This is a genomic window from Phyllobacterium pellucidum (assembly GCF_013327855.1).
Lineage (GTDB): Bacteria > Pseudomonadota > Alphaproteobacteria > Rhizobiales > Rhizobiaceae > Phyllobacterium > Phyllobacterium pellucidum.
The window spans coordinates 165624-183698 of sequence record NZ_JABUMX010000004.1 but is presented as its reverse complement, the minus strand read 5'-3'; the positions used below and the strand labels follow the sequence as shown (position 1 = coordinate 183698).

17 protein-coding genes are annotated in these 18075 nt (G+C 58.2%); 5 read left to right on the top strand and 12 right to left on the bottom strand.

Translation table 11 applies throughout. The features are described 5' to 3' along the window. Nucleotides 1-43: 43 nt before the first annotated feature. Genes HQ945_RS17465 through HQ945_RS17455 form a run of 3 tightly spaced genes read right to left on the bottom strand, consistent with a single transcriptional unit; the run spans nt 44 to nt 2779 of the window. On the bottom strand, nt 44-940 hold the full coding sequence (locus tag HQ945_RS17465; protein WP_113281339.1) for an NAD-dependent epimerase/dehydratase family protein: 897 nt from the start codon (nt 938-940) through the stop codon (nt 44-46). Nucleotides 941-992: 52 nt separating this feature from the next. Next, nucleotides 993-1994, bottom strand: a complete 1002-nt coding sequence (locus HQ945_RS17460; protein ID WP_113281338.1) for an ABC transporter permease — start codon at nt 1992-1994, stop codon at nt 993-995. A 41-nt stretch (nt 1995-2035) separates the two neighbouring features. Beyond that, complete coding sequence (locus HQ945_RS17455; protein WP_027232209.1) at nt 2036-2779, bottom strand: ATP-binding cassette domain-containing protein; 744 nt, start codon at nt 2777-2779, stop codon at nt 2036-2038. Nucleotides 2780-3277: 498 nt separating this feature from the next. Here HQ945_RS17455 and HQ945_RS17450 point away from each other — a divergent pair, with 498 nt between their 5' ends. Further along, nucleotides 3278-4267, top strand: coding sequence for a sugar-binding protein (locus HQ945_RS17450; protein ID WP_027232208.1), 990 nt, complete (start codon nt 3278-3280; stop codon nt 4265-4267). Between the two features lie 122 nt (nt 4268-4389). On the opposite strand, the gene HQ945_RS17445 is transcribed toward HQ945_RS17450, so the two are convergent. The 3 genes from HQ945_RS17445 to HQ945_RS17435 all read right to left on the bottom strand — a co-directional run bounded on the left by HQ945_RS17445 (nt 4390) and on the right by HQ945_RS17435 (nt 7360). Then, complete coding sequence (locus HQ945_RS17445; RefSeq protein ID WP_113281337.1) at nt 4390-5016, bottom strand: hypothetical protein; 627 nt, start codon at nt 5014-5016, stop codon at nt 4390-4392. Between the two features lie 34 nt (nt 5017-5050). After that, nucleotides 5051-6445, bottom strand: coding sequence for a selenium-binding family protein (locus HQ945_RS17440; protein ID WP_113281336.1), 1395 nt, complete (start codon nt 6443-6445; stop codon nt 5051-5053). 153 nt (nt 6446-6598) lie between these two features. After that, nucleotides 6599-7360, bottom strand: coding sequence for an ABC transporter substrate-binding protein (locus tag HQ945_RS17435; RefSeq protein WP_027232205.1), 762 nt, complete (start codon nt 7358-7360; stop codon nt 6599-6601). Nucleotides 7361-7592: 232 nt separating this feature from the next. Here HQ945_RS17435 and HQ945_RS17430 point away from each other — a divergent pair, with 232 nt between their 5' ends. Next, nucleotides 7593-7796, top strand: coding sequence for a hypothetical protein (locus tag HQ945_RS17430; protein WP_027232204.1), 204 nt, complete (start codon nt 7593-7595; stop codon nt 7794-7796). Nucleotides 7797-7977: 181 nt separating this feature from the next. Here HQ945_RS17430 and HQ945_RS17425 read toward each other — a convergent pair whose 3' ends face one another. The 3 genes from HQ945_RS17425 to HQ945_RS17415 form a co-directional block, all read right to left on the bottom strand. Continuing rightward, nucleotides 7978-9642, bottom strand: coding sequence for a dihydroxyacetone kinase subunit DhaK (locus HQ945_RS17425; protein ID WP_113281424.1), 1665 nt, complete (start codon nt 9640-9642; stop codon nt 7978-7980). Nucleotides 9643-9840: 198 nt separating this feature from the next. After that, nucleotides 9841-10050, bottom strand: coding sequence for a DUF982 domain-containing protein (locus tag HQ945_RS23205; RefSeq protein ID WP_370462256.1), 210 nt, complete (start codon nt 10048-10050; stop codon nt 9841-9843). 379 nt (nt 10051-10429) lie between these two features. Further along, a complete protein-coding gene (locus HQ945_RS17415; protein WP_113281335.1) occupies nt 10430-11437 on the bottom strand; it encodes an AI-2E family transporter in 1008 nt (335 codons plus the stop codon). 279 nt (nt 11438-11716) lie between these two features. Here HQ945_RS17415 and HQ945_RS17410 point away from each other — a divergent pair, with 279 nt between their 5' ends. Further along, nucleotides 11717-12286 carry an AAA family ATPase gene (locus tag HQ945_RS17410; RefSeq protein ID WP_174208333.1) on the top strand — a complete coding sequence of 190 codons (570 nt, stop codon included), beginning with the start codon at nt 11717-11719 and terminating at the stop codon, nt 12284-12286. 220 nt (nt 12287-12506) lie between these two features. Further along, nucleotides 12507-13373, top strand: coding sequence for a class I SAM-dependent methyltransferase (locus HQ945_RS17405; RefSeq protein WP_113281333.1), 867 nt, complete (start codon nt 12507-12509; stop codon nt 13371-13373). A 3-nt stretch (nt 13374-13376) separates the two neighbouring features. On the opposite strand, the gene HQ945_RS17400 is transcribed toward HQ945_RS17405, so the two are convergent. Together HQ945_RS17400 and HQ945_RS17395 are read right to left on the bottom strand one after the other, a co-directional pair. Further along, nucleotides 13377-14969: an acyl-CoA synthetase gene (locus HQ945_RS17400; protein WP_113281332.1), complete on the bottom strand. Its 1593-nt coding sequence runs from the start codon at nt 14967-14969 to the stop codon at nt 13377-13379. An 18-nt stretch (nt 14970-14987) separates the two neighbouring features. Next, complete coding sequence (locus tag HQ945_RS17395) at nt 14988-15836, bottom strand: IclR family transcriptional regulator (protein ID WP_113281423.1); 849 nt, start codon at nt 15834-15836, stop codon at nt 14988-14990. Between the two features lie 206 nt (nt 15837-16042). Between HQ945_RS17395 and HQ945_RS17390 the strand changes: the two genes are divergently transcribed. Next, a complete protein-coding gene (locus tag HQ945_RS17390) occupies nt 16043-16897 on the top strand; it encodes a PCC domain-containing protein (RefSeq protein WP_113281331.1) in 855 nt (284 codons plus the stop codon). Between the two features lie 16 nt (nt 16898-16913). Here the strand turns inward: HQ945_RS17390 and HQ945_RS17385 are convergent, their stop codons facing one another. Continuing rightward, the gene (locus HQ945_RS17385) at nt 16914-17966 is read right to left on the bottom strand and encodes a LacI family transcriptional regulator (protein ID WP_113281330.1); all 1053 of its coding nucleotides are present in this window, start codon (nt 17964-17966) and stop codon (nt 16914-16916) included. Nucleotides 17967-18075: the final 109 nt, after the last annotated feature.

The following is an 18075-nucleotide window of genomic DNA, read 5'->3' as shown; positions in this document are numbered from 1 at the left end:
CTTTGCCTTGACGAAGCAATTGGACTTTGAGGGGAGGGGGAAGTCAACTCTGTTTGACGTATTTCCGCCAATCATGCTCTTCGCGAAACCCGAGGACTTCGCGTGTCTTGCGGTTAGACAACGGTGCTTCGAACTCGCCAAGTTCGCGGGTGATTGTCACGTTGGGGCAGTATTTGGCGAGGAATTCCTGCGTCGGCAGCGTCGCCGTGATCGTGTCGTTGACCGCATTGAACACCTGGAAGCCGAGACCGTCCTTCTGGATCGCCAGATCGACGATCTGCCCGAGATCGCGGGCGTCGATGTAGCTCCACGCATTGCGTTTGCGCGACATCGGATTGGCGATGAAATCCGGGAAGCGATCATATTCATGCGGCTCGATCACATTGCCGATGCGCAGCGCGTAGATGTCCGCGCCGGTGCGCATGGCAAAGGCCCGTGCAGTCTTCTCGTTGACGAGCTTCGATAGTCCGTAGCTGTCCATCGGATCGATGTCGTAATCTTCTTCGAGCGGGAACGCATGAAAATCCTTGTCGCCCTCGGCAAAGCAAACGCCATAGGTCGTTTCGCTCGAGGCGATGATGACCTTGCGGATACCGAGTTTGACCGCCGCCTCGATGACATTGTAAGTGCCGATCGTATTGACCCGGAACGTCTCGTTGTCGGGCTTGATCAAAACGCGCGGCACCGCCGCGAAATGCACGACGGCATCGATCGGAGCCGGACCTTTGCCGGTCTCGAACCCATTGAAGCCGAAGTGACTCGAAAGGGCGTTGAACATTTCGCCGCTGTCGGTGATATCGGCAAACAGGGTGTTGACGCCTGGATAGTCCAGGGCAACGAGGTCGATATTGAGAACCTCATAGCCGTGCTCGACGAGGTAGGGAATGACGTGACGCCCCGCCTTGCCAGCGCCGCCGGTGAACACGATACGCTTCTTCATTCTGGTTTTCTCCATGTGCCGGGGCACTGCCGTCCGGGAGTCGGCAATGCCCTCAATTGTCGCTTTGGCGCAGGTTGCGCAGCCTGTCGAAGAGGACGGCGAAGAGGATTGCGCCGCCGATGAAACAGCCTTGCCAGAAGGCATTGATACCAAGAAGACCAAGGCTGTTGCGGATCACCTCGATCAGCGCTGCGCCGACTAGCGCACCGAGCGCGGTGCCGACGCCGCCGGCGAGGGCCGCGCCACCGATGACGGCCGCGGCGATGACCTGAAGTTCAAGACCCGTGCCGATATTGGTGGTAATCGCGCCGAGCCAGCCGGTCTGGATGATGCCGGCGATGCCGGCCGATAGTGAGGAGATCATATAGACGGCAACCTTGATGAGCCGGACCGGCACGCCGGTGAGGGTCGCCGCATGTTCATTGCCGCCTATCGCATATACATGGCGCCCGAACCTTGTCCAGCGCAGCACAAAGCCGGTCAGGAGCGCCAGTACGATCATGTAAAGGACAGGATTGGCGATGCCGAGGAACCACGCGCCACCGCCGAGCGCGAGCAATTTGTCATGGTCGGGCCCGAACTGGAACACCACCGTGTTGCCGGAGGCGACCATGGCGAGACTGCGCGCGATCGACAAGGTGCCGAGCGTGACGACAAAGGGGGGCATGCCAATATAGGCAATCAGGATGCCATGACATGCGCCGATGGCGAGAGCGGTGGCGATGGACGCGGCAATGCCGATTTCGATGTTGTAGCCGGCATGCATGACCACGCCGAGGATCATGCTGCATAAACAGAGGACCGATCCGACCGAGAGATCAATTCCTCCCGTGATGATGACCAGTGTCATGCCGAGCGCGATGATCGCGACAAAGGTGACGTTGCGGGTGATATTGTAAAGGTTCTTTGTCGTCGCGAAGGAATCCGTGGCGAACGAGAGGAAGATACAGGCGAGGATAACGGCTATCAGTACCCAGAACGTCTGGCTTCCCAGGACGGACGAAAGCCAGTTGTGCTGCCTTTGGTTGATTGTCTGATCAAGTGTGATGGCCATGGTCGACCTCGGTTCCTCCAAATGGTTCGATGCCCGACGGATCAGGCAAGCTGTTCGATCGCGCCGGTGATCAATCCCGTGACTTCTTCAGGCGACGTCGCTCCGATCGACTTGTCAGCAACCTTCCTGCCGCGCCGCATCACTATGACCCGGTCGGCCACGTCGAAGACGTCGGGCATGCGGTGGCTGATGAGAATCACTGCAATACCCTGATCGCGCAGGTTGCGGATCAGGTTAAGGACCTCGGCAACCTGGCGGACCGAAATTGCCGCCGTCGGCTCATCCATCAGCACGATCTTGGCTTCTGATAAACGCGTTCGTGCAATAGCCACGGCCTGGCGCTGCCCCCCGGACATCTGTTTGACCAAGTCGCGCGGCCGCGTCTCGGATTTCAGTTCAGCGAAGATCTGGCCGGCGCGCTTGTACATGTTGGCGTAGTCGAGGATGCGGATGGGACCGAAACCCCGCCGCAGTTCGCGCCCAAGAAAGACGTTTGCCGCCGCCGAGAGATTGTCGCAGAGCGCAAGATCCTGATAGACGATCTCGATTCCATGCTGACGGGCATCGATCGGCTTGTGCATGATGAGTTCGGCACCATCCATGCGCATGGTGCCTTCGCTCTGGCGGAAATTCCCGGCGATCATCTTCACGAGCGTTGATTTACCGGCGCCATTGTCCCCCATGAGGCCGACGACCTGGCCGGGTTCAATCGCGAATGAAACATCATTGACCGCTTGTATCGCGCCGAAATGCTTTGAAATATTGATGAGTTCGAGAACCGCCACCAGCTAACCTGCCTCCCTTTTTCTGTGCGCTCGCTATCCCGCTCGTTCGTGCGGACATTGTCGCGACCTTCCATCCCCTCCCAAGGAAAGCGGTAGGTCGAATTTACGCAAACGCTTAATCAAGCGTCAATCAACTTTCGGGTGATTGCAAGCCCATACAACCAAAAATAGTTTTATATTACAAATACCCGTTGACGGGGAAACGTTGGCGTTATTAGCTAGCGTCAGGGAGGAATATCTGATCACGAAAGCGACGGGGCAAGTCGGGCGGAACCCGTTCGCGGTCAATGCGGTAACGCGTACTCGCCGCTCGTTCCCGGTTCGAACCGGAACCTGGAAGACATCGGGATCAGGCAAAGGTCGCCTGCATCGGACTGAAATAACTATCGACTGGTTTCCGCGATACGTGTGATTGCAGAACAACCTCGTATTGTGTGGCATCCAGATTGATCTGTGTGGCGGGCACGCTCGTGTCCGTTGGGTTCAAGGGAGGAACAAATGAGGAAATCAATTCTACTGTTAGCCGCCGCTGCGCTCGCGCTCGGTGCCGGACCAGCTCTGGCGAAGAAGCAGCTTGTCATCGTCGTCAAGGGTCTCGACAATCCATTCTTCGAAGCCATCAACCAGGGCTGCCAGAAGTGGAACAAGGAGAACGCGAGCTCCGAGTATGAGTGCTTCTACACCGGTCCAGCTTCGACATCCGATGAGGCAGGCGAGGCGCAGATTGTCCAGGACGTCCTTGGCAAGGCCGACACCGCCGCAATTGCCATTTCACCATCTAACGCCAAGCTGATCGCGCAGACGATCAAGACCGCCAATCCGACGGTTCCGGTCATGACGCTCGATGCCGACCTTGCTGCAGAAGACTCTGCCCTGCGCAAGACCTATCTTGGCACGGACAACTACCTGATGGGCGCCAAGATCGGCGAGTACATCAAGAAGGGCAAGCCGAGTGGCGGCAAGATATGCACGATCGAAGGCAACCCTGGTGCGGACAATATCCTGCGCCGTGCGCAGGGCATGCGCGACACGCTCAGCGGCCAGAAGGGCTTGACCGCCCTGAAAGGCGAGGGCGGCTGGACAGAAGTTGCCGGTTGCCCGGTGTTTACCAATGATGACGGCGCCAAGGGCGTCCAGGCGATGACGGATATCCTCGCCGCCAATCCGGACCTTGACGCATTCGGCATCATGGGTGGCTGGCCGCTCTTCGGTGCGCCTCAGCCGTATCGTGACCTGTTCAAGCCACTGGCTGACAAGATCGCCAAGAATGAATTCGTCATCGGCGCGGCTGATACGATCGGCGACGAAGTCGCCATTGCCAAGGAAGGCCTGGTAACGGCTCTCGTTGGTCAGCGGCCTTTCGAAATGGGCTACAAGGCGCCATCGGTCATGATCAACCTGATTGAAGGCAAGACCGTCGAGGATCCGGTTTTCACCGGTCTTGACGAATGCACCAAGGATACTGTCGATACCTGCATTCAGAAGTAACCTTCAGGCGAGGAGGGCGCGTCATTGCGTCCTCCTTGTTTTGCGTTCAACGGGAAAAATCTGTTCCGGCAGCTCAATCCTAATTCCAGGATGTGCAGAGGGCTTCGCGCAAAGCTGGTGCGCTAGGCAATCAGGATAAGGCCGGTCGCCGTCAGCGCCGCGATCCATATGAGATCGAAGTTGATCCACCCGCGCCGCAGGAACTCGAGCCCGAACCAGTCATAGACCGTGAGCGCGATCACAAGAATGACCGCCAGCATTGCGGCCATGTGGGTGCCGACCGCTGCGAGCGCGATCAAGAGCGACCCCGCAGCCGTCAGGTCCTGCCCAGGCATTGACGCGAGGCAAAGCGGGATCACGACCGGCACAAGCATGAGCCCCGCGCCATGCGCGCTCGCCATCAGGAACGACCAGAAGCCGAGGCCGACCATCCCCGTGGTCATGCCAACACGCACGCGGTGCCGGTGACCATAGGCAGCCTGATATGCCGCCCAGGCAAGCAGCAGGATACCCGCCGCGATTTCGAGTGGACGCTGATCGAAAATGAAGCCGAGCAATACAGCAACGACGGCAATCACCGCGATCGAGGCTGCGTGGCCAAGCGCAATCGGCACGAGCGACCGCAAGACAACCATGCGGCTGCCGCGGTGGAGCCCGAGCGCTACCGCGAACAGCCAGCCCATCGCCGGGTTGAGACCATGAAAAACGCCAAGGCCGGCAAGCACCAGCCATGGAGAAATGGATGTCATTCTGCGTGTCTGCTCGTCGTTTGACCTGATGCCGTCATGGATAGCAGTAGGAATCCGACGAACAATCGCCACCTTCGAGCCGCACCTGGTGCGGCCGGTGGCTCTTCGGCCAATCGATGAAGAAGTTCTCATCGAATGTGATGCCGCCGTTTTCGCCGACATCGAGCTTCACCATCCAGCCCTCGAGCCCTTCCGGATAGAACTGCGGATCGATGGGTCCGTAGAGCGAGTTGGTGAAGTAGACCCGCTTGCCATCCCGGCTGATTTCCACCATCTGCGGCCCGCCGTTCAGGGCGCCGTTCTTCGCTTTCGGATGCGTCGCCCGCGAGACGATGCCGCCGATGCGGACCCGGCCGGTTTCCTTCGGATTGAAAGGGTCGGAGACGTCATATTGGATCATGTCGCCGGTGCCCCAGCAGGAGACATAGAGGAAGCGGTCATCCATGGAAAGGTCGATGTCGGTGACAAGCGGCGCGACCGCGCCGAACCCCTTCAGCACGGGCGGCAACAGGTCGGGGTCGGCCGGCTCGGCAGGGATTTCGATGATTTTCTTCACGGCCCACTTGTCGCCGTCGCGATACCAGGTCCAGATCGACGCGGAAAGATCCTTGAGGCTGATGACGCAGCCGACAAAGCCATAGGCCTTGGTCGGGTTGTGCGCCGGACGCAGTTCGAACACCAGCTGGTATTCTTCACCGAAATCGATTTCCTGCAGATGCTTGCGCTTGTGGAGGTCCCAGAAGTGCAATCTGCGTCCGTACTTGCTCCCGAGCAGTATCTCTGGAACGAGCCCGTTCTCAAATGTGTCGGGCGTTCCCCATTCGCTGGTTACCATCGTGTCATGCCCGAGATGCCACCAGAAATCATAAGCGAGTTTCTGCGGGCCGCGGTCCATCTCCCACTGTCCAAGTACGTCGAAACTCGTGGGATCAAGGAGGAAGATGCCTCCCGGCGCCTTGCCTTCGGCATTGCCGAGCGCGTTCACATAAATACCCTCGGGCCCGCAGTGAATGGTGTGAAGGCGGGAGTAGCCTGCCTTTTCGGCGACTTCCTCCGGCTCGATGACGCGGACGATTTTCGGGTTCTTCGGATCGGGCTTGGTATCGATGATATGGAGCCGCGAGGAACGCAATCCAGGTACGACCAGATAACGGCGCTCCATATGCGGGTGAGGGGCATTCGGGCAAAGGCACGACGAACAGGCATTCCAGCCGAAGTGATGCAACTCATCACCGGCATTCGGCATATCGACCTGGCCGACAATCTGCGAATAGGTGGGCGATTGCGGATCGACATCCACGACGGTAATGGCGTCGGGGATTTTTCGTTCGGGATCGAAGGCGGCGACATAGGCCAGTTTTTCGGCCGGCGCTTTCGCCGCCATGCGCGGCGAGGGATAGAAGGAAGGATCAGGTTGCCAGGTTGCCATGATGATGCTCTCCTCGTGATCGATGACAGAGTGTGCTGAGCGGTCCCCAATGCGACTTTCGTATCAATCTTGGCATCTGGCCGCTGTGCTGTCCAATCAAGTCATTTGATGAGAGCGGGGCCACCCGACCGGGGCCGGATGGCTCTGTATTGATCAATAGATATCGAAGGGGAAATACTTCGAGACGATTGTCTTGTAGGTTCCATTGGCTACGATGGCATCGATCGCCTTGTTGAACTTCTCGCGCAGCGCGTCGTCGCCCTTACGAATGCCGATGCCGGCTTCAGTTGCCGTTCCCGGAACGTCTGCAAGCATCTTGCAGCAATCCTTGCCGGCATTGTTGAGCCAGTCGACCACGACGAATTTGTCTGAGATCAGCGCGTCGATGCGTCCGTTCTGGAGGTCGGCGGCCGCTTCTTCCTGCGTCGGGTAGAGCTTCACGTCCACGCCGGCCTTGCCATAGATGTCGGTCGCATAGTTGCCCTGGGTCGTTGACGCCTGCGCGCCGACGCTCTTGCCCTTCATGTCTTCGACGCCGACGCCGGCGAGCGTGCTATCCTTCGGGACGATGACCGCCAAAGGCGTGGTATAGTATTTGTTGGTGAAATCGATCTTCTGCTTGCGCTCTTCGGTGATGCTCATGGACGCAATAATGGCGTCATACTTGTTGGCCATTAAACCCGGGATGATACCGTCCCAGTCTTGCGCAACAATGGTGCATTTTGCCTTCATCTCATCGCAGAGCGCATTGGCGATATCGACATCGAGGCCAGCCAGCGTTCCATCGGCCTTCAGGGTATTGAAGGGCGGATAAGCGCCTTCAGTGGCGATGCGGATTTCTTTCCAATCCTGGGCTGCTGCGTTAGATGCAAAAGCGACGATGGCCGCAGCGATCGTCAGAAACGTTTTATTCATGTTCCATCCTCTTGGGTACCTGGCCTTTTGGCCCGCCAACACATTAGCCGAAGCGGAATGGATGCAAAGGATATTTTCACGCAAGAGTTGAATCAGCTCACCGGACTGGCGGCTCTTCGAGACAGCGGCAAAAGCGGCGATTGAGCAATGCCGCAACCACTGCTAGCATGGACTGCCGTCGTGTGTACGGCCAGGCGAACTTCGTTCAAGCCTGCAACGTCGGAGGTTTGACATGGCCTTAAACGATGACAGACCGATTTCACTCTTCAAGAAGCTGGGCGGATTGATCGCCATTATCTTGGGTTTCCTGATCACTGCGTCAGGCTACCGCTACGGTTCGACGGAGTTCCTTACCATTGGCATCGCGTTCATCGCGCTTGGCATCATTTTGCTCGTGCTCATGATCGTCCGACGCAACCAGAGCGGGCATGTGTGACGCCGAGCAGGCCGACAGCTAGAGGGGAACCCTCGACCGCTCGGACGCTTGGTGTAGTACTAAGTTATTGATGTTTCGTTATAATTTGCAGTTTATGGCATAAGAGTAGTTATGGAACTCACACCTTCGCATGCCAGACGCAAGAACGCGGGCTGGCAATTGATCCGGGCCGTACGCCCGGTCATGGACGGTGTTTCGACTTGCCGTCAGCGATAACGGCTGCAGCGGCCTCGAATGCTGCTGCAACTGCTTCCGCACCGGGGTCGACTATGCCATCGAGATCGCGCGCACCGACATAAGACGAGCGACCCGCTTTTGCCTTGGTCATCGATGCCGTTGCCTCGGCTCCGGACCTTGCAGCAACGGCAGCTTCTTTTGTTCCGCTGGCGGCAAGTGCATTCAGTGCAGGATCGAGCGCGTCGATCATCGTGCGATCGCCGGGTTTGGCGCCGCCGTAGAATGTCATGCGATCGAGACCCGAAAGCAATGCTTCCGGTACGTTTGCGCCTGTCGCCATCGACTTCGATGCCGCCGTACAGAATATGGACAGAAGCACGCCGCTCGAACCGCCCATGCTGGTTGCGAGAATCGAACCGATGGCCGCAAATGTCGCCGCCTTGTCGGCGAGAGGCAGTGTATCGATCCGCGCCAGGATGCCGCGCGCGCCTGCTGCAACCGTGGAACCGGTGTCACCGTCACCAGCACGAGCATCAAGCCGGTTAAGGTCCGGTTCTAGCGCTATAAGCCTGTCGCAGATGGTCGCGAGCATTTCTTCGACTTGTGGGTCGCGACTGGCGGCCATATGTTCGATTTCGCTTCGCACTGCGGGCGCGGGCACGATGGCTAGCTCATGGCGTTCGACAGGAGTTAGCCATGCGTGCGGTGCAACCTCCGCGAGAAGAGCGGCTTCGCGCGCCAGATCAAGCTTGATCAGCGACAGCGAAAAGCCGTTCATGTTGAGCGCTGTCATGATCGGCCCCGGGCCGATGACGAGCTTCACTCTGCCGCCAAGCGGTGTTGCGAGAACATTGCGCGCGATCACGTTCATCTCGACTGGCGGCACGGCACCAAGGTTGTTGATGAGCAAAGCATATTCGCCGCCAGCGGGAATGGCGGCACTGAGGCGTTCCGTCATGATGCCGACAATGCTCGCCGCAGCCTGGACCGGGATGCGCTCGACGCCCGGTTCCCCGTGAATGCCCAGCCCGAGTTCGCCTTCATTCTTGCCGAGCCGCGACTCCTGCGGCTGGCCCGGAATTGAACAGGTGGAATAGGCAACGCCGAGCGAAACAATCTCAACTGCTGCGGCGGTGGCGGCTGCAGCGATGTCCTGCAACGCGTCACCACGCTCGGCGAGAAAGCCTGCGATCTTGTGCACGAACAGCGTGCCGGCGATACCGCGTGGCTGTGCGAGGTCTGGAAGCGCTATGTCATCGGCAACGATAACCATCTCGACGTTGAACCCTTCGGCGCGTGCCCGCTCAGCGGCAAGACCGAAGTTCAGCCGGTCGCCCGTGTAATTCTTGACGACAAGGAGGCAACCTGCAGGGCCAGTAACGGCACGTATGGCCGTCAGTACCGCATCAACGCTTGGCGATGCGAAGATTTCCCCCGAGACTGCGGCCGTAAGCATGCCCCGCCCCACGAAGCCGGCATGGGCAGGCTCGTGGCCTGCGCCGCCGCCCGAAATGACGGCGACTTTCGACCTGTCCCAATCGGACCGCACGATAACCTTGATGTCCGGATAGGAGTCGAGGCGGGCCAATAAACCCGGGCGGCTGGTCAGCAGGAGGCCGTCGAGCGCCTCGGTGACGATGTTTTCCCTGCGATTGAAGAAGTGGCTCATCGGCATACCCAGTCTGTTGAATCATCAGGTCATAACCCGACCTGATGACACCAGTACTACGGTTTCCATCCTTGGCAAAATTGCGCACGATTGCGCGTGGCCATTTGGAAGCCACAGCCACGTTGGCAAGCGGGAGAGCCGCCCGTGCAGTTGCGCCTCGATCGCCTGCCGCTCAAGTCAGGTACGCAACGCAAAGAACTATTTGTTCGTCCGGTCGTCGATGAAGACCCCGGCGCGTTGCGCTGCCTGGACAAAGGCCTGCCTAGCTTTTGCTGGCGTCATCCACCCTTCGAGGGCATCGCGATTGATGCGAACGGCACGCTTGTATTCAAGCCCATCCTGCTGCGGCCACTGATTTCGGAGACACTCAAGAGCCTCCCACGCCGTCGCAACCAAACGGAGCCCCATGGCGCCAAGACTTATTCTGACTGGCGATGAAAACGACTTGTCGTCCATTACACCCTCCCCCTACCACTTTGCCCGATGCCCCGAACGAAGCATCGATGGGAGTGCGGCGCGTTATGCGACAGGATCTGCGGGCCGGTATCCACTGGACATTGCTGGACTGCTGTCCGGCATGTCGCGGAATCCGGGATGTAAACGATGTCAGCATGACTGGAATGTGAAAGCATAGTTGAACTCCAAAACAGAATTGCGAACTATGTTTCCTCCTTTACCCCATTCTTTTTTGTTTGCTCTTCAGGGCTGTCATTACGATCTCAGATTTGAATCGCATCCGCAATACCAAATTCGGCGAATGCCGGTATATCTCAAGGTACAATCGCCGTCAGATCAGCTGGCGGAACTTCAGCTCATCCTTCAAATAGGCGTAGTAGATCGGCGCAGCGATCAGGCCGGCAATCCCATACCAGGCCTCCAGGACAATCATCGCCAAAAGCAGCTCCCACGCACGCGCCTTGATGCGTGAACCGATGATCTTCGCATTGAGGAAGTACTCGAGTTTGTGGATGACAATGAGAAAAGCCAAGGATCCGAGTGCTGCAAACAGCGATACGCTGAGGGCTACAATGACGATCACGGTGTTCGAGATCAAATTACCGATGACGGGCAACAGGCCGGCGATGAAGGTGACCGCGATCATGGTTTTGACGAGTGGAAGCTCTACGCCGAAGGAAGGTAGAATGAGGACGAGGAAGATCCCGGTAAAGAACGTGTTCAATGCCGAGATACGCAGCTGCGAGAAGACGATGTTGCGGAACGCGTCGCTGAAGTGATCGATACGATCGGTAAGCGCGATCGCCAGCGGGCCGAGCTGCCGTGACGGCGCAACCGAACTCAGTGCGACCATGCCACCTATGATCATGCCGATGATGATTCTTATGAGAAGGACACCGAACTCCCTCCCGACAAGCTGCAACTGTCCGGCATGTTCACGCAGCCAGACGGCGGCAACCGATTCCAGCTCTTCAAGGTTAGACGGGAAATAATCCCGCGCCCAGCTCGGCAGATGTACCTGCGCCGTATCGATGATTTCCGCCATCTTCTTGAAAAGTGACGCGATGCCTTCCGAGCCGTCGCTCAGAAATGCGACGCCGCCAAGCACGGCCGCCACGATCAAAAGGATGAAGACGAGGGCAAGCAGCGCCAGAGCGACGGTCTTGGCAATTCGGCCATCGACCCCTGCCCTGCCGAGCAGCGGTGCCGAGAGGTGCACGACGTTATAGACAAGGAGGCCGGCAAGAAGCGCCGAAAGCAATCCCAGTTCGAGCACGGCGATAAGCGCTATGAACGATAAGACATAAGATGCAATTGTAAGCCGGTTGGCGGTAAGCAAGCGGTGCCCCTAGGAAGGCGTTATTCATTGCCCACGTTCCTACCCTTGAAGTCCGATGCGATGCAAGCACAACCGTTGGACAGCTCGGCGTTTCAACAAAATAGATTGAAAAATATAGTACTTTAAGATGAGATAGGATCTCACCTAAAACGTTACTGCAAATGACATGAAAATATCGGCACCGGATCATGATCTTGTTTAGACGGTATAAGTAGGTATTGGCGATGCGGGGTTAAATTACTGCTTCATCGTCCAACCCCGAAGGGAGCGACAATTGCCATGGCGAAGACGCTGCGAGGTTTCATAGAGCGGATCGACACGGCTGCCGGTAAAACGGCCTTTGTCTTGCAGGGTGAAAGACCCGCCCAGCGCGTGAACGAGACGTTGGATCGGATTCGGGCAGAGCGCGGTCTGGATCGGAAAGCATTGCGCGGGTCGTCGGGCGCAAGTCCAGTTCTTCTCACCGGCGGTGACAGTGCAGCCAGGCTCGGTGCGTCCGCCATCATTGCCGCAGGGCTAGGCCTCGAACTCTTCCGCGTCGATCTTTCGGCCGTCGTCAGCAAGTACATCGGTGAAACCGAGCGCAACCTTAAGCAGTTGTTCGATGAGGCGGAGCGAAGTGGCGGTGTGCTGCTCTTCGATGAGGCGGACGCACTCTTCGGCAAGCGCTCGGAAGTGAAGGACGCGCATGATCGCCACGCACATGTCGAGCTGGATTACCTGCGGCAGATGATTGAGAACTACGATGGGGTGGTGATCTTGGCGACCGGCTCGCAGCATTGTTTTCCAAAGCTCAAGGCCATTGCCGGGTATACGGTAGAGCTTGCACCCGATAGTGGCGCTTGCTGAACGCAGTCTAGGTGGGGAAAACCCTTGCAGCGGTCCACATGGCGGCAATGGAACATTTCAAGACGAATTCGAGTTAAATGTAGAGTCTATTTACAAAATTAAGTTATATTTCAGGAGAGAAAGGTGGGCGGAACCTTGTCAAATGCGCCAGGCGTTCGACTAAAATCGTTGAAACCAGCCCCTCATTGCCACGCCACCCTCGGCAGTGCAGTCCCCTCGTTTGGAACTCGATATCGGCGTACGGCATCCCATGCGTGAGGAAGCCGAGAATCATCATGATTTCAAAGGTTTGACGACCGACTACTTTGATCGCCGGAGCGAGACTTACGACCAGGACGCGATTTTTCCGAAACTCGCTTTTGTGATCATTCGACATGCCGATATCGAACCGGGCCATTGCGTGCTCGACATCGGCACGGGCACAGGCCGGTTGGCGCTGCAGGCCGCGAAAATGGTTGGGGATGAAGGTGGCGTTGTCGCCATCGATCTATCGGCGGAAATGCTCACGCAGGCGCATTTCAAGGCCGGGATGGATAATCTCAGCAACATTCAGTTCATTCAGGGAGATGTCGAGGAGGCGACGTTTGATAATAACGCGTTCGACAGGATCCTGTGTTCCTCGGCGTTCGTACTTCTGTCCGATCCACACGCGGCGCTCAGGCAATGGAACCGCTGGCTGAAGTCAGGCGGGATGGTGACTTTCGATGCACCGGGCGAACCCTTTGGCATTAACAGTATCATTGCCGAAGTCGCAGAAGCGCATGGAATTGACCTGCCCTATGCCACCATCGCCAATACAGTCGAAAAATGCAAAGAGTTGCTCGAGAGTTCCGGATTTGAGGTGGCCGAGATCAGCCCGGAATTGATGCAGGAGCATAGAATGTTGACTGAGGAAGCACTGTTCGTCTGGGAGAAATCCCTCGCGCATCCCGCCTGGCACCAACTCAACCTGCTACCGGCTAAAGAGCTTGAGCAGCTGCGAAAAGACTTCGAAACGAAGGTCCATGCCAAGGCCAACGATGGAACCATCGTCAGCAAAATCATCATGCACGTCGTGACGGGCCGAAAGAAAACTGACGGCGTATGAATGCTAGGCGGTCGGGCCTTCCAGGTCGCCGCGCCTGATCAATTCTTCGCGGATCAGTTTCTTGGCTATCTTGCCATAGGCCGACTTCGGCATTTCCGGCCAGAAGACAAAGCGTTTTGGAAGCTTGTAGCGCGCCATCTTGCCGTCAATCCAGGCGATCATTGCGTCAGTGTCGGGACTGGCCCCGTCACGCGGTACGCAGACGGCAAGACCAACCTCGCCCCACATCGGATCTGGGATACCGAGCACCGCAACCTCGCTGATGTCGGGATGGCTGAGGATCTTTTCCTCGATCTCGCGCGGATAGATGTTTGAACCGCCCGAAATATACATATCGGACGCCCGCCCGGTGATGAAGAGATACCCTGCCGTGTCCATATGGCCGAGATCTCCGGTGCGGAACCAGCCGTTGCGGAAGGCCTTCGCATTGGCTTCCGGATTTTCGTAATAACCGGCAAAGACAGCCGGGCCGATCACGCAGATCTCGCCGGTCATCCCCGGCTCCAGTTCGGTGCCGGCATCATCCTGAATCGAGATCTGCATTCCCGTGCGCGCATAGCCACAAGTGCCAGGACGCGTATCGTCAGTGTCTTCTAAATGATGTTCGCTTGCAGGCAGAACGGTTATATTGCCCGTAACTTCCCCAAGCCCGAAATACTGAACGATGACCGGTCCCAAGGCTTTCAACGCGTGCACCTGATCGGTGCGATACATCGGTGCGCCGGCATAGATCACGTAGCGCAATGAAGAATGGTTGCGCTCGTTGACCGAGGGGTGCTCGGCAAGAAGTTTGAGGATTGTCGGCACCGTGAACATGTTGCTGACCTGCCAGGTTTCGACGAGGCGCCAGGCCTCGGCAACATCGAGCTTTTCACCGGGCAGGAGCACCGTCTTCGAACCGCGGGCGACCTGAGTCAAAAGGTGGATACCCGCACCGTGCGATAACGGGGCGACAACGAGCGACGCGTCGAGGCGCGTCGTCGCCGGCATCAAGTCGCAAAGGTGGTTGGTGATAACGAAAGCCATCTGACCATGCGTAAGCACGGCTGCCTTCGGCCGCCCGGTTGTTCCTGAGGTAAAAAAGAACCAGCACGGGTCGTTATGATCGACCGGTGCCGTCTCTACCGTCGCGCCCTCGAAGCGTTCGATGATCGCGTCATAATCCTCGCCGAACGGGGCGTCGCCGATGGCGATGGCGAAGGCAAGGTCGGAGCTGGCAGCCCGGCAGGCGGAAGCATGCTCCGGAAACCCATTACCGCAGATCATGCCCTTCGCGCCGCTCGCCGCGGCGAGATAGGCCACTTCATCGGGCGTCTGGCGGAAGTTGGTTGGAACCCAGACAGCACCGAGCTGAAAGCAGGCGAACATCGATTCGAGCATCTGGTTGCAGTTCTGCGACTGGACGAGGATGCGATCGCCCTTCCCTACCCCGTACTCCCTCTGCAGCGCCGCCGCCATGGCATTGACCCGGCGGTGTATCCCGCTCCACGTCCAGTTTTGGTCGCGCCACGCGAGTGCCACCTCATCGGGGAATCGCGCCACCGTTTGAGCAAGAAACCCCGAAAGATTCATCACCCGATTCGACATGCGTTCCATGATTCTTCCCCCGATAATCTAGGTCCTCGGCTGTATCGACCGTCCTTTGGGTGCCAAGCCCCGTGGCCTGTCATTAGCCGGCTGCAGATGGGCAAGCCGCGCTTCGATCTTTCGTGCCTCACTGCGCATCAGCGAGGCAAGTTCGACCTGCCTGTCGGGCTGCATCCGGCTGTCGATGGCGGCGATGCTGAGCGCTCCCGCCGGCCGCCCGTCCGGATAACGTATGGCGAGGCCGACGCCCCAGGAGTTTGGCAGTATGCGGCCCGGGTTCAAGGAAAAGCCGCGTTCCCGCGCAGTTGTGATATCCGCGCGGATTTGCGGTGGAGCAAGTTCGGGGAACTCCTTGAGGAGCTCTGGCTCGTTGGCGGAAAGGGCAGCCTCGATCTCGTCGTCGTCAAGTGCGGCAAGAATGGCGAGTGAACCCGCGCCGACACCAAGCGGGTGGCGATAGCCGGCCTGGAGCGCATGGGTTCTGATTGGATAGGTTCCCTCTTCGCGATGAAGGCAGACCACGTGATGATCGCGCTGAATCGACAGGAAGCTCGTATCCTGCGTCTTGCCCGAAAGGACGCCGAGACTATCGCGGGCGATCTGCAGGAGGCCGTATCGGCGTGTGGCCAGGGTGCCGAGTACATAGGCCTCCTGCCCGAGAAAGTAGCGCCGCGATCGCGCATCCTGTTCCAGCAATCCGGAGCGGATGAGGGCCAGGAGCAGTCGCCGTACGGTCGGCTTGTTAAGTCCGCTTTGCTCGACGATTTCGCTGAGGGCGCCACCTGCGTCACCAAAATAGCTGACGAGGCTGAGCAGGCCGAGGGCCCGATCGACGCTCTGCGAGCCGTTGTGAGCTGGTACTACCGTCTGTTCCATCATTGTGACCCGCGATCCATATTGTGGATCAGCCTATCAGTGGAATTTGCGAAAGGCAAAATTGAATCCCAGATGGCCCCAAATCGCGAGGGAAATATTCACTTGAGCGGGCGCGTTCGCTCTATAATGTGGACCGATGATCTGTGTCCGGTTCGCCCTCCTGAAATTGTCTCCTCCTCGGGAGCGCCTGATCGCGCTTGCACGCCATGTTTGAGCGACGTTTGCGTCAGCCGGGCCCGGCGGCCAAAGCCCCCTTCGAAAGTGTAATCGGCTCCGGGGAATACCTGCAATTTACCCTGAAGACGGGCCTCAGTATTAATGAGGCGATTGCCCTCCCCCTCGCGGAGGCTGGCCTGACGGCAGCTTCAATCGTCCTTGAGGGTGGAAGTTTCGCGCCCCTCCACTATCTGATGCCGGCGCTGTCGACAGATGGCCACCATGCAGCCTGGTATAGCGAAACGAATTCACCCGAAGGCGAGGCGCAGCTCGAACGCGGCAATGTGACATTTGGGGAAAGAGACGGTCATCCCTTCATTCACTGCCATGCGACATGGATTGAGGCCGAGGGCAGGAAGCGATGTGGTCATGTCCTGCCGCACGAGACGATCGTGGCAAAGCCAATCCGCGCCACGGCCTGGGGCACGAACGACGTGCGTATGGTATCACAACCCGATGCGGAGACGGCGTTCACCCTGTTTCATCCTATAAAGACTGCACAGGTTCCAAGGGCTAAAGGGCCTCGCATCGTAGTGGCACGCGTCCGGCCTAACGTCGACATCATCGAGACGCTCGAAGAGATCTGCCGGGCGAGCGGTTTTTCCAATGCCCGATTGCGCGGCGGTGTCGGCAGCCTGATTGGCGCGCGCTATGCGGACGGAACGTCCGTTGATGACATTGCAACCGAGGTATTCGTCATCGATGGCTTTGTCTCGACACGGCAGAATCTCACAAGGCTCGAGATCGTCATGGTCGATACACTGGGAAGGATAACGCAAGGGCAACTCCTTCGCGGAGAAAACCCCGTTTGCATCACGTTCGAGCTCTACCTTGAAGAAGCTTGAAGTCCGAACCGGCGGATCAGTCATGACCTTCGCCCGGATAGCTTAGCGTCTGCAATTCGCTGGCATCGATGCCGGCAATACGCCGAAGCACGGCGCTTGCCAGTTCCCGGCCTGCCTGGCGTACGTCCTCATTGAAGACGATGATCTGGGGGCGGAACCACTTCAGTACGTCGGTCGACTGCTTGGAGGCGAGATCAACGTCTTTGCCGATCTCCAAACCTGCCGCCTCGATACCGGCCACAATGGCGATCGCCGCGCTGCCGCTGCAGCATACGATCCCATCGGGACGGTCCGGTCCGGACATAATTTCAACCATACGGTCGCGAATGCCGGCGAGCGATGTATCGACATCGAAGCCCGAAAAAGACAATGAACTGACGCCGCCTTCGCTGATGGCCCGGGCAAACCCTCGCTCGAGGTGCCGGTAATACGTGACCGACGGCGAAGGTCCGGCAAGCATGGCGATCCTGCGGCGCCCCCGCTCTACCAGACTTTTGACCGCAATATAGGCGAACGTCTCATTGTCGAAGTCATGAAACGGATGCTCGATGCCCATTTCCGTGCGTCCATGGGTGGCGAAGGGAATGCCGTGTTCAGTCAGGTAGCGAACACGCGCATCGTTGGGCTCGGTGCGAGACATGATGATCCCGTCCGCCGAACCGGTCTCGACAATATAGCGGATCGGCTGCATCGGGTCGTTCTCGACCGAGTAGGGGGTGACCGTCAAATGATACGGCGTCTCCGACAGTATTTCGGTAATGCCGTAGACGAGGTTTGACGTGAGCCCCATGATCTCCGATTGCGCATTGAGAACGAGACTGATGACATTGGTCTTGCCGGTTCGCAGCCGGACCCCGGCGCGATTGGGGCGGTAGCCGATCTGCTTGGCAATGAGCTGAACGCGGTTCTTCGTTGCCTGCCCGATTTCGGGAGCATCCTTGAGTGCCCGCGACACTGTGGTGACGCCGAGGCCGGCCATGAAGGCAATGGTCTTCAGCGTCGGACGCTCGCTGTCTGCGGGCGGTCCGGCGTCCGGTGCAGTGGATCGGGCGCTTTTCTTTGGCTTCATTGCCGCTTGGCCACAACCTTGAAGTTGACATTGGCTGTATCGTTTCAAAATTTGAACAAAATGTACAGAGCCATGCGACGACTTTTTCCATGCGGAAATCAGTCTCTAT

Bases quoted from the DNA above. Each gene is read 5' to 3' on its own strand.
- HQ945_RS17465 (WP_113281339.1), bottom strand. From the start codon at position 940: ATGAAGAAGCGTATCGTGTTCACCGGCGGCGCTGGCAAGGCGGGGCGT.
- HQ945_RS17460 (WP_113281338.1), bottom strand. From the start codon at position 1,994: ATGGCCATCACACTTGATCAGACAATCAACCAAAGGCAGCACAACTGG.
- HQ945_RS17450 (WP_027232208.1), top strand. From the start codon at position 3,278: ATGAGGAAATCAATTCTACTGTTAGCCGCCGCTGCGCTCGCGCTCGGT.
- HQ945_RS17445 (WP_113281337.1), bottom strand. From the start codon at position 5,016: ATGACATCCATTTCTCCATGGCTGGTGCTTGCCGGCCTTGGCGTTTTT.
- HQ945_RS17440 (WP_113281336.1), bottom strand. From the start codon at position 6,445: ATGGCAACCTGGCAACCTGATCCTTCCTTCTATCCCTCGCCGCGCATG.
- HQ945_RS17435 (WP_027232205.1), bottom strand. From the start codon at position 7,360: ATGAATAAAACGTTTCTGACGATCGCTGCGGCCATCGTCGCTTTTGCA.
- HQ945_RS17430 (WP_027232204.1), top strand. From the start codon at position 7,593: ATGGCCTTAAACGATGACAGACCGATTTCACTCTTCAAGAAGCTGGGC.
- HQ945_RS17425 (WP_113281424.1), bottom strand. From the start codon at position 9,642: ATGAGCCACTTCTTCAATCGCAGGGAAAACATCGTCACCGAGGCGCTC.
- HQ945_RS23205 (WP_370462256.1), bottom strand. From the start codon at position 10,050: ATGGGGCTCCGTTTGGTTGCGACGGCGTGGGAGGCTCTTGAGTGTCTC.
- HQ945_RS17410 (WP_174208333.1), top strand. From the start codon at position 11,717: ATGGCGAAGACGCTGCGAGGTTTCATAGAGCGGATCGACACGGCTGCC.
- HQ945_RS17400 (WP_113281332.1), bottom strand. From the start codon at position 14,969: ATGGAACGCATGTCGAATCGGGTGATGAATCTTTCGGGGTTTCTTGCT.
- HQ945_RS17395 (WP_113281423.1), bottom strand. From the start codon at position 15,836: ATGGAACAGACGGTAGTACCAGCTCACAACGGCTCGCAGAGCGTCGAT.
- HQ945_RS17390 (WP_113281331.1), top strand. From the start codon at position 16,043: ATGTTTGAGCGACGTTTGCGTCAGCCGGGCCCGGCGGCCAAAGCCCCC.
- HQ945_RS17385 (WP_113281330.1), bottom strand. From the start codon at position 17,966: ATGAAGCCAAAGAAAAGCGCCCGATCCACTGCACCGGACGCCGGACCG.